Annotated in this window: 16 protein-coding genes; 2 read left to right on the forward strand and 14 right to left on the reverse strand. The window is 68.5% G+C overall.

Going from position 1 to position 15047, the window contains the following annotated elements; all coding sequences use genetic code 11:
• Nucleotides 1–27: 27 nt before the first annotated feature.
• The 5 genes from M3149_RS11770 to M3149_RS11790 form a co-directional block, all read right to left on the reverse strand.
• Entirely contained in the window at nucleotides 28–843 is an 816-nt protein-coding gene (locus tag M3149_RS11770) for an ABC transporter ATP-binding protein (protein ID WP_251709655.1), read from the reverse strand.
• Complete coding sequence (locus M3149_RS11775; protein WP_251709657.1) at nucleotides 840–1634, reverse strand: ABC transporter ATP-binding protein; 795 nt, start codon at nucleotides 1632–1634, stop codon at nucleotides 840–842. The genes M3149_RS11770 and M3149_RS11775 overlap by 4 nt, the downstream gene beginning before the upstream one ends.
• Nucleotides 1624–2652 carry a branched-chain amino acid ABC transporter permease gene (locus M3149_RS11780; RefSeq protein WP_251709659.1) on the reverse strand — a complete coding sequence of 343 codons (1029 nt, stop codon included), beginning with the start codon at nucleotides 2650–2652 and terminating at the stop codon, nucleotides 1624–1626. Before M3149_RS11780 ends, M3149_RS11775 begins: the two co-directional genes overlap by 11 nt.
• On the reverse strand, nucleotides 2649–3551 hold the full coding sequence (locus M3149_RS11785; RefSeq protein ID WP_251709661.1) for a branched-chain amino acid ABC transporter permease: 903 nt from the start codon (nucleotides 3549–3551) through the stop codon (nucleotides 2649–2651). Before M3149_RS11785 ends, M3149_RS11780 begins: the two co-directional genes overlap by 4 nt.
• 115 nt (nucleotides 3552–3666) lie before the next feature.
• Nucleotides 3667–4863, reverse strand: a complete 1197-nt coding sequence (locus M3149_RS11790) for an amino acid ABC transporter substrate-binding protein (protein WP_251709663.1) — start codon at nucleotides 4861–4863, stop codon at nucleotides 3667–3669.
• 174 nt (nucleotides 4864–5037) lie between these two features.
• Between M3149_RS11790 and M3149_RS11795 the strand changes: the two genes are divergently transcribed.
• On the forward strand, nucleotides 5038–6003 hold the full coding sequence (locus M3149_RS11795) for a helix-turn-helix domain-containing protein (RefSeq protein WP_251709665.1): 966 nt from the start codon (nucleotides 5038–5040) through the stop codon (nucleotides 6001–6003).
• Between the two features lie 18 nt (nucleotides 6004–6021).
• Here M3149_RS11795 and M3149_RS11800 read toward each other — a convergent pair whose 3' ends face one another.
• The 8 genes from M3149_RS11800 to M3149_RS11835 form a co-directional block, all read right to left on the reverse strand.
• The gene (locus M3149_RS11800) at nucleotides 6022–6573 is read right to left on the reverse strand and encodes a glycine zipper 2TM domain-containing protein (protein ID WP_251709667.1); all 552 of its coding nucleotides are present in this window, start codon (nucleotides 6571–6573) and stop codon (nucleotides 6022–6024) included.
• A 130-nt stretch (nucleotides 6574–6703) separates the two neighbouring features.
• Nucleotides 6704–7756: a DNA polymerase III subunit delta gene (gene holA, locus M3149_RS11805; RefSeq protein ID WP_251709669.1), complete on the reverse strand. Its 1053-nt coding sequence runs from the start codon at nucleotides 7754–7756 to the stop codon at nucleotides 6704–6706.
• Nucleotides 7757–7769: 13 nt separating this feature from the next.
• Entirely contained in the window at nucleotides 7770–8276 is a 507-nt protein-coding gene (gene lptE / locus M3149_RS11810) for an LPS assembly lipoprotein LptE (protein WP_251709671.1), read from the reverse strand.
• Between the two features lie 2 nt (nucleotides 8277–8278).
• Nucleotides 8279–10939: a leucine--tRNA ligase gene (gene leuS / locus M3149_RS11815; protein WP_251709673.1), complete on the reverse strand. Its 2661-nt coding sequence runs from the start codon at nucleotides 10937–10939 to the stop codon at nucleotides 8279–8281.
• Nucleotides 10940–11036: 97 nt separating this feature from the next.
• Complete coding sequence (locus M3149_RS11820) at nucleotides 11037–11468, reverse strand: ExbD/TolR family protein (RefSeq protein ID WP_251709675.1); 432 nt, start codon at nucleotides 11466–11468, stop codon at nucleotides 11037–11039.
• Nucleotides 11465–12127: a MotA/TolQ/ExbB proton channel family protein gene (locus M3149_RS11825; protein ID WP_251709677.1), complete on the reverse strand. Its 663-nt coding sequence runs from the start codon at nucleotides 12125–12127 to the stop codon at nucleotides 11465–11467. Before M3149_RS11825 ends, M3149_RS11820 begins: the two co-directional genes overlap by 4 nt.
• A 17-nt stretch (nucleotides 12128–12144) precedes the next feature.
• Entirely contained in the window at nucleotides 12145–12960 is an 816-nt protein-coding gene (gene dapB / locus M3149_RS11830) for a 4-hydroxy-tetrahydrodipicolinate reductase (RefSeq protein WP_251709678.1), read from the reverse strand.
• On the reverse strand, nucleotides 12957–13481 hold the full coding sequence (locus M3149_RS11835; protein ID WP_251709680.1) for an outer membrane protein assembly factor BamE: 525 nt from the start codon (nucleotides 13479–13481) through the stop codon (nucleotides 12957–12959). The genes dapB and M3149_RS11835 overlap by 4 nt, the downstream gene beginning before the upstream one ends.
• 101 nt (nucleotides 13482–13582) lie before the next feature.
• On the opposite strand from M3149_RS11835, the gene fur reads away from it, so the two are divergent.
• Nucleotides 13583–14020 (forward strand): ferric iron uptake transcriptional regulator, encoded by a 438-nt coding sequence (fur, locus tag M3149_RS11840; RefSeq protein ID WP_251709682.1) that lies wholly within the window; start codon nucleotides 13583–13585, stop codon nucleotides 14018–14020.
• Nucleotides 14021–14090: 70 nt separating this feature from the next.
• Here fur and hprK read toward each other — a convergent pair whose 3' ends face one another.
• On the reverse strand, nucleotides 14091–15041 hold the full coding sequence (hprK, locus tag M3149_RS11845; protein ID WP_251709683.1) for an HPr(Ser) kinase/phosphatase: 951 nt from the start codon (nucleotides 15039–15041) through the stop codon (nucleotides 14091–14093).
• Nucleotides 15042–15047: the final 6 nt, after the last annotated feature.

Genomic DNA, 15047 nt, shown 5'->3' on the forward strand with positions numbered 1-15047 from the left:
GTTCTCTCCTTGGGTTCGGGTCTCGGTTCAGGTGGTCACGGCGGCCTTGCGCCGCGCCACCGCGTCGGCGGCGTTGGTGGTGCCGGTGGCGGGGTCCTTGTCGGCGCCCAGGTAGGCCTCGCGGATGACGGTGGAGCGCGCCAGCAATTTCGCGGGCCCGCTGGCCACGATGGCGCCGCGTTCGAGCACGTAGCCGCGGTCGGCCACGGCCAGCGCCTTCTTCACGTTCTGCTCCACCATCAGCACGGTGGTGCCGGCGTCGGCAATGCGGCGCGCAATCGCCAGCAGCTCGTCCACCATCTTCGGCGCCAGGCCGAGCGAAGGTTCGTCGAGCATCAAGAGGCGCGGCGCGCACATCATGGCGCGCGCCACGGCCACCATCTGCTGCTCGCCACCGCTCATGGTGCCGGCCAGCTGGTTGGCGCGTTCGCGCAGTTTCGGGAAATCGTTGAAGGCTTGCTCGATGCGGCGCGCGCGTTCGCCTTTCGGCACCAGCCAGCCACCGAGTTCCAGGTTCTCGGTCACCGTCATCTGCGGGAACAACTGCCGGCCTTCGGGCACCAGCGCCACGCCGGTCTCCACGATCTCATGTGTCTTCTCGGGCAGTTCTTCGCCGTCGAACAACACCGTGCCCTGGCGCGGGATGAGGCCGTTGAGCGCCTTGAGCAGCGTGGTCTTGCCCGCGCCGTTGGGGCCCAGCACCACGGTGAGGCCGGGTCGCGCTTCGAGCTTCAAGTCGCGCAGCACCAGGAAGGCGCCGTAGCCCGCGCTCAGGCCATCGACCTTCAGGTGCGCCTGCTTCGCGCCGCCCAGGCGGAACGGGGTGTCGCGGTGCCACATCATGCTGCGGCCCCTTCGGTTTCGGGTTCGCTCATCTCGTCGCCCAGGTAGGCCTCGATCACCTCGGGGTTGCGGATCACCGCGCGCGGCACGTCGTCGGCGATCTTGCGGCCCTGGTGCAGCACGATGACGCGCTCCACGTGGCGCAGCAGCGTGCTCACCGCGTGCTCGATCCACACCACGGTGAGGTCGAGCTCGTCGCGCAGGCGGCGGATCAGGCGCGCCATTTCCTCCACCTCGTTCTCGGTGAGGCCGGCGGCCACTTCATCCAGCAGCAGCAGCTTGGGCCGCGTGGCCAGCGCCATGCCGATCTCCAGCAGCCGCTGTTGCGAAGGCGTGATGGCGGCGGCCGGCAGGTCGGCCTGCGCGGACAGGCCAATCAGGCCGAGGATGCTGTCGGGCGTGCGCAGCACCCAGGGCACGCCGACCTCGTCGCCCCAGAAGATGTACTCGCGCCGGCGCTTGCCCGCGAACTTGAGGCCGAAGGCGATGTTGTCGCGCACGAGCATGTCGCCAAAGGTCCGCGGCGTCTGGAAGGTGCGCGCCAGGCCGTGCGCTGCGAAGCGGTGTGGCGCCTTGCCGGCAAGCGAGCGGCCGCGCAACTCAAGCCGGCCGCTGGTGGGTTTGGTGACGCCCGAGACGGCGTTGAAGAAGGTCGTCTTGCCCGCGCCGTTGGGGCCAATGATGCCCACCAGCTCGCCAGGCATGAAGGTCGCGCTCACGTTGTCGACGGCGGTGAGGCCACCGAAGCGCACGGTGATGTCTTTGGCAACCAGGAGGGGCTCAGTAGACATGCCGCGCCTCCCGCTGTTTCTTCTCGCGCTGCTTGCGGCGTTCGGTCTCGCCGCTGAGGTCGTCCTTGGTTTCTTTCCACCAGGCCTTGAGGTCGCGCCACCAACCCTTGAAGGTGTCGCTGCGCACCGAGGCCAGGCCACCCGGCAGGTACAGCACCGAGAGGATGAGCAGCAGGCCGAGCGACATCATGTAGATCTGCGGCACCTGCAGGCGCAGGGTTTCGGCAAGCACGCTGAACACGATGGCAGCGATCAGCGGGCCCCACAGCGTCATGGCGCCGCCGATGAGCGCGATCAGCACGGTTTGAAAACCAATGAAGGGGTTGAAGACGGTGTGCGGGTCGATGTAGGTCCAGCGCACGCTCATGGCCGCGCCCACGGCGCCCGCGATGGCCGCGGTGAGCGCGAAGCCGGCCGTCTTCACCAATCGTGTGTTCACACCAAGCGTCTGCGCGCGCTGCTCGTCGGCACCGATGCCCTGCATGGCCAGGCCGAAGCGCGTGCGGCGGATCCAGATGGAGAGGAACACCGCCAGCACCGCGAGCAGCAGCACGGTGAAGTAGATGGTGTCGCGCTCGGGCACCACCATGAGCACGCGGCCCACGGTGCCGGTGACGCTTTTCTCGAAGTAGCTGATGGCGTGGCGGATGAGCTCCGTCATGCCGAAGGTGAGCACCGCGAAGTAGGTGCCGCGCAGGTGCAGCACCGCCGCGCCCATCACGATGGCCACCACCGCCGCGATGCCTGCGCCGGCGGCGATGGCGACCGGCCAGCTCAGCGTCTCCAGCCCGATGGCGCTGGTGTACGCGCCGATGCCGAAGAACGCCGAGGTGGCGAGCGAGAGGTAGCGCGTGGTGCCGCAGAACAGCGCCCAGCTCGACGAGAGGGCGATGTACATCAGGCAGGTGAGCGCCATGGAGACGACGAATTCGCTCGCGAAGCCGGGCAGGACCACGGCCCAGCCGGTGAGGCCGAACAGCACGAGCAAATCGCGGATGAGGAATTGCCTGGAGGTCATGCTTTTCGGGTCTTTCGCGAGAACAGACCTTCAGGGCGCAGCAGCAGCACGCCGATGAACACGATGTAGCTCAGCAGGGCCTTGAGCGACGGGTTGGTGAAGTGCATGCCGATGGCCTCGATGACACCGAGCAGCAGGCCGCCGGCGAGCGCGCCGCCCATGCTGCCGAAGCCGCCGAGCGTGATGACGATCAGCGCCGTGACGGTGTAGGGCTCGCCCATGGACGGGCTGATGGTGTAGGCCATGGAGAGCAGACAGCCCGCCACGCCCGAAAGACCCAGACCGATGCCGAACATGAGCGGGTGCAGACGCTTGGTGTCGATGCCCATGAGCTGCGCACCGGTGGGCGACTGCATGAGCGCGCGCACGCCTTTGCCCAGCAGGGTGGTGCGCAACAGCACGATGAGCGCGCTGGCGAACAGCAGCGCCAGGCCGAACACCAGCAGCTTGTTGACCGCGAACTGCGCCTGCCCGCCGGGCAGCGGAATGGCGAACGGCTGGGTGAGGAAGTCGTAGCCGCGCAGGTCGCCGCCCCAGATCCAGCTGATGGCGTTCTGCACCAGGAACATGAGGCCGAAGGCGACCATGAGGCCGCGCGCCTCGAACACGTCCAGGTTGGGCGAGGTGGCGGTGAGCCGGCGAAAGCACAGCCAGTGCACCGCCACGCCGATGCCGAACAACAGCGCAAACGAGACCGGGATCATCCACAGCGGCGAGAGCCCGAAGGTGGCCGCCACCATCCAGGTGATGAAGGCGCCCACCATCAGGAACTCGCCATGCGCGATGTTCAGGATGCGCATGAGCCCGTACTGCAGGTTCAGACCCAACGCGACGAGCGCATAGATGCCCCCGGTGATGAGGCCGGAGGCGATGAGCTCGATCCAGGAGGAAAAAGACATGCAGGCAACGCGTGAAGGGATGTCGTCGGGAATGCCGCGGATCCGGCTTCGCCGGTCCGCAGGCATGGCCCCCTTGAGGGGGGTGACGCGCCGCGGGCGCGGCGCGGGGGTGGTCTTACCTCCAGGCGGGCTTGTTCGGGTTCAATGCCGCGGTGGCCACCTGCTTGGGCCACACCACCTCGAACTCACCGTTCTGCCATTGGCCCACGGTACCCGGCGTGCCCACGTTCTCGCTGCCCTGGAACTTGATGTCACCAATGATGGTTTTGTGGGTGGTGTTGGCCACGTAGTCGCGGATGGCCTTGCGGTCCAGACCGTGCGCCTTGACGGCGTTGGTGAGGATCTCCAGACCGGCCCAGGCCGCGCCGCTGGCCCAGCGGTCGGGTTCCTTCTTCTGGCTGGCCACGTGGGCGTCGAAGTAGGCCTTGGCAGCAGCGCTGGTCTTGCTGTTCCACGAGCCCATGCCGAGCACGCCCTCGGCGCCCGCCGGCGTCATGACGTTCTTGTAGAGCGGGAAGGCGGTGCCGACCGACGCGTAGAAGAACTTCGGATTGAAGCCGATCTCCTTGCTCTGGCGGCTGGCCAGAATGGTGTCGGGCGGATAGGTGAAGCCCACGAACGCGTCGGGATTCTTGTCCTTGATGCTGCGCAGCGTGGGGCTCAAGTCTTTCACGCCACCGGGGTAGCTGGTGTCCTGCACGAGGTTGATGCCGGTGCCCTGCAGCGCCACCTTGAGGGCGGCGTAGTTCTCCAGGCCGAAGAGGTCATCCACGTAGATGCAGGCCACGCTCTTGACGCCATTGGCCTTGAGCATGTCGACCAGCGCGCCGCACATGGCCGCGGGCTGCTGCAGCAGCAGGAAGAAGTAAGGCAGCTTGAGCTCGACCAGCCGTTTGGACAGCGCGGTGGGCGCGAGGAAGGGGTAGCCGAAGCGGTTGGCCAGGGGCGCGACGGCGAAGTTGGCGTTGGAACCCCAGGGCGGCAACACGAGGTCGACCTTGTCGCTGCCCATGAGCTTCTCGTAGGTGCGCACCACGGTTTCCACGTCGCTGCGGTCGTCGCTGCTGATGAGCTCGATGCGGCGGCGCACGCCCTTCACGTCCAGGCCACCGGCGGCGTTCTGTTGCTCGGCCCAGAGCAGGAAGTTGGGCTCCTGGCTGGTCTGGGCACCACCGGTCCACGGGCCGGTGCGGGCCATGGTGTAGCCGATGCGCACAGGCGTGTTCTGGGCCATCAGTTGCGGGGCAACCGCCATCGCGCCCACGGCGGCTGCGGTCTGCTGGATCATCACTCGGCGGTTGCTCAAGGCCATGGCTTGTCTCCTGGTGTTGGGTTGTCCTCGGACAGCCACATCGTAGGAAAAGCCCCGCAACGCCGCTATGCCGAAGATGCACTGTCTGCTTGACCAATCGCGCATGGCGATGCGGGTTTACCCGCAATGTGCAACGGCGCGCGGGGGCATGCCAGGGGCCGGACAATCGCCGGCATGAGCCAACCCACCCCGATGAGCACCGACGCTGTGGCGCCGGCCGAGCGCGCTGCGATCTGGCGCGAGTGGGTATGGACGCACTTCGGCGGACTCGACTCGGACCTGTACGGCGACACCACGTTCGAAGGCCACATGAGCGCGTCGCGCGCCGGCGACGTGATGCTCACGCGGCTGGAGGCCAACCGCCACCGCGTGATCAAGAGCGACCGCCTGGCGCGCGCGAGCGAGCGGCCCTACCTGAAGATCGTGGCGCCCTGGCGCGGCAGCGCGGGCGTGGCCCAGGCCGGGCGGGAAGCCTGGGTGCGCCCGGGCGGCTGGTCGATCTACGACACCACCAACCACTACGCGGTGGCCAACCCTGAACGCGTGGAGCACCTGATCGTGATGCTGCCGCGCGAGCAGCTCAGCGAGCGCGGGTTGTCGCTGGAGCCGCTGATGGCGCGCCAGATCGGTGGCGTGAGCGGCATCGCACGCGTGGCGCTGGAAACCATGCGCACCACCTACCAGGAATTGCCGGGCATGAGCGAGGCCGCGGCGCGCGGCGCCGGCGAGGCCATCGTCGAGCTGGTGCGGCTGTCGCTGCTGGAACTCGCGGGCCGCGCCGACGGGCGCTCACAACTCGAGTCGTTTCGCGACCGCATCCGTGTGCACATCGGCCGCCACCTGCGCGACCCCGGCCTCTCGCTGGATCACATCGCGAGCGCCATGAACTGCAGCAAGCGCCACCTGCACAAGGCCTTCAGCGCCGAGGACGACACGCTGGCGCAGTACATCCAGCGCCAGCGCATCGAGGCCTGCATGCGCGACCTGGCCGACCCGCGGCGCGCCGAGCGCACCATCACCGAGATCGCGTTCTCCTGGGGCTTCAACAACACGGCGCACTTCAGCCGTGTGTTTCGCGAGCACACCGGCGTCACGCCGTCGGCTTTTCGCGCCGGGGCGTTGCCCGGTGCCGCGCGCTGAGCCCAGGGCGCTGCGCGATCAGGACTTCGTGCCGGCCGGCGCGGTGGTGTCGACCTTGCCGTCCTTCACCGGCAGTGTGGCGCCGGGCTTGAAGCTGGTGCGCACGGTGCCGCTCTGGCCGTCGAGCCGGTAGGTCACGTCGTAGCCGCTGAGCTTCTGGCTCTTGTCGTTCACGGTCCTGCAGCGGCGCTCCATGGTGGTCACGGTGTCGCGCTCCTGCATGCCCTTTTGCACCTGGTTGCCCGCGTAGCCGCCGGCCACGGCGCCGGCCACGGTGGCCACTTTCTTGCCGCTGCCGCCGCCGATCTGGCTGCCCAGCAGGCCACCCGCCAGGCCACCCACCACTGTGCCGGTGATGCGGTGCTCGTCCTTCACGGGCGCCTGGCGCTGCACCGCCACGTCTTCGCAGACCTCGCGCGGCGTGACGACGGTGGTCATCACTTCCTTCACGGCCACCACCTCGGCGGCCTGGGGTTTGGCCAGCGTCTGGTAGCCACCCACCGCGCCCGCCCCCACGATCACCATGGCGAGACCGCCCAGTGCCATGCCTTTGATCATCGACTTGTCCATGTGCTCACTCCTTTCGCCGCCAATCTAGCCGTCGCGGCCGGGGTGCTTGTTACGGAAGGTGTCTTTCGCACCGGCGCGGATACACAAAGACGCGGCTCTTTACACGCGAGCCGCTGGCGCTGACGCTGCGTCAACGCAGTGCGCAGGCCCGTGCCACCTTCATGGCCAGTTGATGCAGGGCCTGCCAGGGGTCGGCCGGCCAGTCGGGGGCCTTGAGGCCCTTGACGACGCCGTCCACGGTGTGGGCATCGTCCAACCAGCGCGCCAGTTGCGCGGCGCTCAGTTGGGGCAGCACGCGTTCGACGAGCTTTTCCTTCACGCCCCAGACACGGTTCTCACGCAGCGCCAGCGGCAGCGGGCGGCCGGCGTCCAGGGCGCTGCGCACGCGGTTCAGGGTGCGGATGTCCTCGGCCAGCGCCCAGTGGACCAGCACCGGCGCTTCGCCTTCGGCCTGAAGGCCGTCGAGCATGCGCTGCACGCGGGCCACCTGGCCGCCGAGCACGGCCTCGGCGAGCTTGAAGGCGTCGAAGCGCGCCACGTTGAGCACGGCCGATTCGACCTGCTCGAAGCTCAGCTCGCCCGCGGGGTGCAGCAGCGCGAGCTTCTGGATCTCCTGGTGTGCAGCCAGCAGGTTGCCCTCGACACGATCAGCGAAGAAGGCGAGCGTGCGCTGGCCCTCGGCGCCCGCGGCCACACGCTGCCCCTGGGCTTGCAGGCGCTGTGCAATCCACTGCGGCAGCGCCTTGCGATCCACGGGTTCCACGCGCACGGTCACGCCATGCGCATCGAGCGCGGCGAACCAGGCACTCTTTTGCGTGGCCATGTCCAGCCGCGGCAGCACCACCAGGGTGAGCGTGCTGTCGTTGCCATCGGCTGCTTCAGCGAGCTGCTGCAGCGCAGCCGAGCCGTCCTTGCCGGGCTTGCCCGAGGGCACGCGCACCTCGACGATCTGCTTGTCGGCAAACAGGCTGAGCGAGGCGCCACTGGCGAGCACGGCCGACCAGTCGGCGTGCGCGCCGGCCATGGTGTGCACGGTGCGCTCGGTGTGGCCCTGCGCGCGCGCCGCGGCGCGGATGGCGTCACCCGCCTCCTGGATCAGCAGCGGCTCGTCGCCGTACAGCGTGTAGAGGCTGCGCAGGCCCCGCTGCAGTTGGGCGCCGAGCTGGTTGGCCGCTACCTGCATCGGTGGGCCCGCGTCAGGTGCGGTCGACCGCAGCGAGGCGGCGCAACACCTGCTGCACGATGTCGCTGGTCATGTCGCGGTAGAGCAGCTGCTCCTCGGCGTCCTTGGCGAGCACCTGGGTCTCGTTGAAGCTCAGGTCGCGCTCAAGCAGCAGCTCGGTGTCGTCGATGAGGATGCGCTCGTCAGCAGTCTGCAGGTTGAAGCGGAAACGCGTGCGCAACTGCAGCTCACGGACCTGACCCGAGGCGGTCTGGCCCACGACGGCACGCTCGCGCTGGTCGATCAGCACGCGCAACACCACAGCGGAGGCGTCTGCGGGGCTGGCCGGGTCGGCACTGGTCAGCACGCGCAGGCCGTTGATCTGCAGCTCACGACGCAATGCCGCCGCCGTGATCGTCGACTCGCTGCCCACCATGCGCAGCGCCGCGAAAGGGAACTTCGGCGCCTGGCGCAGCTGGAAACCGCAGGCGGGCAACGCCAGGGCGGCGATGGTGGCGAGCGCGAGGCGGCGTTGCAGCATGGTCAGACCACCACGTTCACCAGACGGCCCGGCACCACCACCACCTTCTTGGGGGCAGCGCCCGCGGCCTGCTTGATGAAGGCCTCGCTGGCCAACGCGGCGGCTTCGATGGCGGCCTTGTCGGCGCTGGCGGAGACGGTGATGGCGCCGCGCAGCTTGCCGTTGATCTGCAGCACGAGCTCGATCTCGTCGCGCTGCAGCGCGGTCTCGTCGGCCTGCGGCCAGGGCGCATCCAGCAGCGTGCCGGGGTAGCCGAGTTCGTGCCACAGGGCGTGCGTGATGTGCGGCGTGGCCGGGTACAGGCAGCGCAGCAGGATGCTGAAGCCTTCTGCAGCGGCAGCCTGGTCTGCCGCGCCCTCGGGCTGAAAGCCTTCCAATGCGTTGAGCATCTTCATGGCGCCCGAGACCACGGTGTTGTATTGCATGCGCTGGTAGTCGTAATCCACCTGCTTGAGCACGGTGTGGATCTCCAGGCGCAGCGCCTTGGCGGCCTTGGAAAGCCCGCCCGCATCGACCGCAACCGCTTGCGCGCCGGTGATGCCCGCTTGCGCGAGCTTGTGGCCGTGCGTCCACACGCGACGCAGGAAGCGGTAGCTGCCTTCCACCGCGGCGTCATTCCACTCCAGCGTGGCCTCGGGCGGCGCGGTGAACATGGTGTACAGGCGCGCGGTGTCGGCGCCGTACTTCTCGATCAGGTCCTGCGGGTCGACGCCGTTGTTCTTGGACTTGGACATCGTGCCCACGCCCTCGTAGTCGATCGGCGTGCCCGCGGGCAAGTCACCCACCGCGTGCTTGAGCTTCGCGCCGACGACCTTGCCGCCCTCGTCGAACGTGTTCTCGACGTCGTGCGGCCAGAAGTATTCCTTGCCACCCTTGTCGGTGCGCCGGCTGTAGATGTGGTTGAGCACCATGCCCTGCGTGAGCAGGTGTGTGAAGGGCTCGTCGATCTTCACCAGACCGAGATCGCGCATGACCTTGGTCCAGAAGCGCGCGTACAGCAGGTGCAGGATGGCGTGTTCGATGCCGCCGATGTACTGGTCCATCGGCATCCAGTAGTCGGTGCCGCCGGCCACCATGCGCTCGCTGTTCTTCGGGTCGCAGTAGCGCATGAAGTACCAGGACGAGTCCACGAAGGTGTCCATGGTGTCGGTCTCGCGCCGCGCCTGGGCACCACACACCGGGCAGACAACGCCGGCGTGGAATGCCTCGTGGTGGTTGAGCGGGTTGCCGCTGCCGTCGGGCACGCAGTCCTCGGGCAGCACCACCGGCAGGTCCTTCTCGGGCACGGGCACGGCGCCGTGCTCGGGGCAGTGGATGATGGGAATCGGCGTGCCCCAGTAGCGCTGGCGGCTGATGCCCCAGTCGCGCAGGCGCCAGGTGGTCTTCTTCTCGCCCAGCGCACCGAGCAGTTCGGCCACCTTGTCGACCGCGGCCTTGTACGGCAGGCCATCGAGCACGCCGGAGTTCACGCACACGCCGCGCTGCTTGTCGCCGTACCACTCCTGCCAGGCGTCGGTGCTGAAGGTCTCGCCCTCGACCGCCACCACCTGCTGGATCTTCAAACCGTATTTCTTCGCGAAGGCGAAATCGCGCTCGTCGTGTGCGGGCACGCCCATGACGGCGCCGTCGCCATAGCCCATGAGCACGTAGTTGCCCACCCACACCGGCACCGCCTCACCGGTGATCGGGTGCGTGACCACGAGGCCCGTGGGCAGGCCCTTCTTCTCTTGCGTGGCAAGTTCGGCTTCGGTGGTGCCGCCGGTCTTGCATTCCTCGATGAAGGCGGCGAGTTGCGGATTGCTGGCTGCGGCGTGCGTGGCCAGCGGGTGCTCGGGTGCCACGGCACAGAAGGTCACGCCCATGATGGTGTCGGCGCGCGTGGTGAACACGTAGAGCCTGCCATCACCGATGAGGCCACCATCGGCACCCTTGATCTGGTGCGGGAAGGCGAAGCGCACACCCTCGCTCTTGCCAATCCAGTTCTCCTGCATCAGGCGCACCTTGTCGGGCCAGCCGCTGAGCGTGGCCCTGGGGTTGCCGATCTGCACGTGGTCAAGCAGCTCGCCCGCGTAAGCGGTGATATTGAGGTAGTAGCCCGGGATCTCGCGCTTTTCCACCAGCGCGCCGGTGCGCCAGCCGCGGCCGTCGATGACCTGTTCGTTGGCGAGCACGGTCTGGTCCACCGGGTCCCAGTTCACCACCTGGGTCTTGCGGTAGGCAATGCCCTTCTCGAGCATCTTGAGGAACAGCCACTGATTCCAGTGGTAGTACTCGGGCGAGCAGGTGGCGACTTCGCGGCTCCAGTCGATGGCCAGGCCCATGGCCTGCATCTGCCGCTTCATGTAAGCGATGTTGTCGTAGGTCCACTTGGCCGGTGGCACCTTGTTCTTGATCGCCGCGTTCTCGGCCGGCAGGCCGAAGGCGTCCCAGCCCATCGGCATGAGGACGTTGTAGCCCTTCATGCGCAGCTGGCGCGTGAGCATGTCGTTGATGGTGTAGTTGCGCACGTGGCCCATGTGCAGCTTGCCGCTGGGGTAGGGCAGCATGGAGCAGGCGTAGAACTTCTTCTTGCCGGCGTCTTCGGTGACGCGATAGGCGTCGGCGGCGGTCCACTGGGCCTGCGCGTTGCGCTCGACGTCTTGGGGGGCGTACTTGTCTTGCATGGGAAGGGCGTGCGGTGCCGGCGGCGGCGCCGCGGCGAAGCGGGGATTTTAGGGTGCGCCCCCGGGGCCGCGGGCGCCGTGCGGCATGCGCGTGGATTCAGCGCGCCGGGGCAGCCGGATCGGCCACGAAGCCGATGCGCGATAGGCCCGCCGCCTGCGCGATGCCGATGAGCGCCACCACGCGGCCATAGGGCACGCGCTCGTCCACGCGCAGCAGGATCTCGGCATCGGGCTGCGCGGCGCCCAGCGCCTGCAGGCGCTCGCGCAACGTGGCTTCGGTCAGGGTCTCACCGCCCAGGCGCAACTGGTCCTGGGCATCGAGTTCGATGGTGGCGGCGGCCAGCGGCGCGGCGGGCGCCAACGCCGGCGTGTCGGCGCGCGGCAACGCCAGCGCCAGGCGCTGCGCCATCAGCGGCGCACTCACGATGAAGATCACGAGCAGCACCAGGAACACATCGACCAGCGGCGTGATGTTGATCTCGGCAAAGGGCGGCGCGGCGCGCGGGCCCGGCAGGCGGCCGAAGCTCATGGGGCGGGGCCAGCGGTCGACGGGGCGAACAGCTCGCGCAGGTCGTGCGCGAAGCCCTCCAGCTGGGCCTCGATCTGCGCGATGCGGCGGCCCAGCACGTTGTAGGCCAGCACGGCCGGGATGGCGACGGCCAGTCCGGCGGCCGTCATCACCAGGGCCTCGCCCACGGGGCCGGCCACGGCCTCGATGCGAAACCCGTCTTCGCCGAACCCCACCGCCAGCAAGGCCTGATGCACGCCCCAGACGGTGCCGAGCAGGCCCACGAACGGCGCCGTGGCGCCGACGCTGGCCAGCAGCGTCTGGCCATGTTGCAGGCGGGCAATCGTGTGGTGCAGCGCGTCGCGCAGCGCGCGCGTGAGCCGTGCGGCGGGGGTGCCCTGCGCGGCCAGCACCTCGGGCGGCAGCGCGAGCAGGCAACGCGCTGCCTGCAGCAGGGGCAGCGCCAACGCCTGGACGTCGGCCGCCGCCAGGCGGCGCTCGGCGTCGTCGAGATCACGCGCCTGCCAGAAGGCTGCGGTGGCCAGTGGCAGGCTGTTCGCGGCGCGGCGCAGCAGCCAGGATTTCCAGAGGATGAGCACCCAGGTGGCCACCGACATGGCCAGCAACAGCAGGCCGATGGAGCGGCCCAGCGCGTCGGCGGCGAGGAAGACGTCGAGCACGGCAGCCTGCGGCGGGCTCAGCGCAGGCCGAGCACGTCGAACATGTCGTGCAGGCCGCTGCGGCGGCCCGCCAGGTAGCGCACCGCACGCAGGCTGCCCTGCGCATAGGTGGCACGGCTGCTCGACTTGTGCGTGATCTCGATGCGCTCGCCGATGCCGGCAAACAGCACGGTGTGGTCGCCCACGATGTCGCCGCCGCGGATGGTGGCAAAGCCGATGGTGGACGGATCGCGCTCACCGGTGACGCCCTCGCGCGCGTAGACCGCGCAGTCCTTGAGGTCGCGGCCCAGCGCGTCGGCGATCACCTCGCCCATCTTGAGGGCTGTGCCGCTGGGCGCATCGACCTTGTGACGGTGGTGTGCCTCGATGATTTCGATGTCGTAGCCGGTGGGCATGGCCTTGGCGGCCAGCTCCAGCAGCTTGAGCGTGACGTTGACGCCCACGCTCATGTTGGGCGCCATGACGATGGCGATGCGCTGCGCGGCCTCTGCGATGCGTGCCTTCTGCTCGTCGGAGAAACCCGTGGTGCCGATGACCAGGTTCACCCCCTCGGCCACGCAGGCGTCCAGATGCGCCATGGTGCCCTCGGGGCGGGTGAAGTCGATCAGGCAATGGCTGCCGCGCAGGCCGGCCGCCAGATCGGCGGTGATGGCGACGCCGGTGGCCTGACCGGCGTAGGCACCGGCGTCCTGACCAATGGCGGGACTGCCGGCCACGTCCAGCGCGCCGGCCAGCGTGCAGTCGCCACTGGCGCGCACGGCCTCGATCAGCATGCGGCCCATGCGGCCGCTGGCGCCCGCGATGCAGACGCGCTGCGCAGCGGGCGCGGTCATTGGGCGGCCCCGGCGCCGTCGATGGGCGGGAAATTCGTGGTGGCCGGCGCGCTTGCCGCGCTGCTGGGCGTCGGCGGGCTCAGCGGCTTGTTGCGCTCGGCGAAGGCCTTGAGCTGCTCCTCGGTGGCCTCCAGCACGGGCGGCTTGCCGCCATCGCCGCGGCGCGCGTCGAGCGTGGCAACGAACTCCTCCTCGCTGGGCAGTTCGTCGGCCTCATGACGCAGCAACACACCGTCCTTGAAGAACACGGCCACGCGGCGCAACACCGGCTCCTGGCCCTGGCGGCGCAGCGTGAAGACGTAGTCCCAGCGGTCGGCGTGGAACACGCTGGTCAACAGCGGGGAGCCGAGGATGTCGCGCACCTGCTCGCGCGCCATGCCGGGCTTGAGGGCCTGCACCTGCTCGCGTGTGACGACGTTGCCCTGCAGGACATCGACCTTGTAGGGCGTGATGAACGAGCAGCCCGACAGGACCACGAAGAGGGCCAGTGAGGGCAGAAGGCGGTGACGGACGAGGGACATGGACGGGCACCCTGGACGGCGTATGGGCAAACGCCCTGATGCAGGCGGCGCCTGGCGGGCGATAATCGGTCGGCCATTGTAGTGAGCCCGCACCCACCGCCATGACCAACAACCTCGAAGAACTCAAGAGCACCGGCCTGAAGGCCACTTTGCCGCGGCTGAAGATCCTCGAGGTCTTCCACAGCGCCAAGCAGCGCCACATGACTGCGGAGGACGTGTTTCGCGTGTTGCTCGAGGAGCGCAGCGACATCGGCCTGGCCACGGTCTACCGCGTGTTGATGCAATTCGAGCAGGCCGGCCTGCTCACGCGCAGCAATTTCGAGTCGGGCAAGGCGGTCTACGAGCTCAACGAAGGCCAGCACCATGACCACCTGGTGTGCCTGGACTGCGGACGCGTGGAGGAATTCTTCGACGCCGAGATCGAGCGGCGCCAGCAGATGGTGGCAAAGTCGCGCGGCTTCGCGCTGCAGGAGCACGCGCTTTCGCTCTACGCCAACTGCACCAAGAGCGATTGCCCGCACCGCGGCAACAAGCGCTGACGGCACGCGGCCCGGATCAGCCCCCTTGGGAAGCCAGCGGCCCGCGAGGCGGCGCCACGTGGCGGCGACATCATTCGTCGCGTGACATGGCCGCGCGGTGGCGCAGCACGAATTCCTGGTAGGTGTCGATGCCGCGCAGCTGCAGGATGGTGTTGCGCACCGCGGCTTCGACCAGCACCGCAATGTTGCGCCCCGCCACCACCTGGATCACGGCCTTGCGCACGGGCACACCCAGCACATCCTGGTACAGCGGCTCGTAGGGCATGCGCTCGTAGTCGCGCTCCATGGTCTCGCGCCGCACCAGGTGCACGATGAGCTGCAGACGCATCTTGCGGCGCACGGCCGTCTCGCCAAAGATGGCCTTGATGTCGAGCAAGCCGATGCCGCGCACCTCCAGCAGGTTCTGCAGCAGCTCGGGGCAGCGGCCTTCCACGCTGGTCTGGTTGATGCGGTAGAGATCGACGGCGTCGTCGGCCACCAGGCCGTGACCGCGCGAAATGAGCTCCAGGCCAAGCTCGCTCTTGCCCAGACCGGATTCGCCGGTGATCAGCACACCCATGCCCAGGATGTCCATGAACACGCCGTGCATGGTGGCGCGGTCGGCGAAGTGGCGCGAGAGGTAGGCGCGCAGCACGTCGATGACGAACGCAGCCGACTCCCGTGTGGAGAACATCGGAATCTGCGCGCGCTCGCACATCGCGAGCAATTCGTCGGGCGCGGGTTGATCGTCCGCCACCACCAGCACCGGCGGCTCCAGCGTGACGATGCGCGCCACGCGGCGGCGGTTGTCCTCGACGCTGGGGCTGGTGAGGTAGGCCACCTCACGCTCGCCAATGACTTGCAGGCGATACGGATGGATGTAGTTGAGGTAGCCGACCAGATCGGCGCCGGAACGCGCGGCGCGGATGGCCACCTCGTCGAAACGCCGCTCGGACGCCCCGAGGCCGGCGATCCACTGCCACTTCAGCGTGTCCCGGTGGTCCTCGAAGAGAACGTCGGCGCTGACGACGGTGGGTTTCAAGGCCGG

The organism is Hydrogenophaga intermedia (genome assembly GCF_023715105.1).
Lineage (GTDB): Bacteria > Pseudomonadota > Gammaproteobacteria > Burkholderiales > Burkholderiaceae_C > Hydrogenophaga > Hydrogenophaga intermedia_A.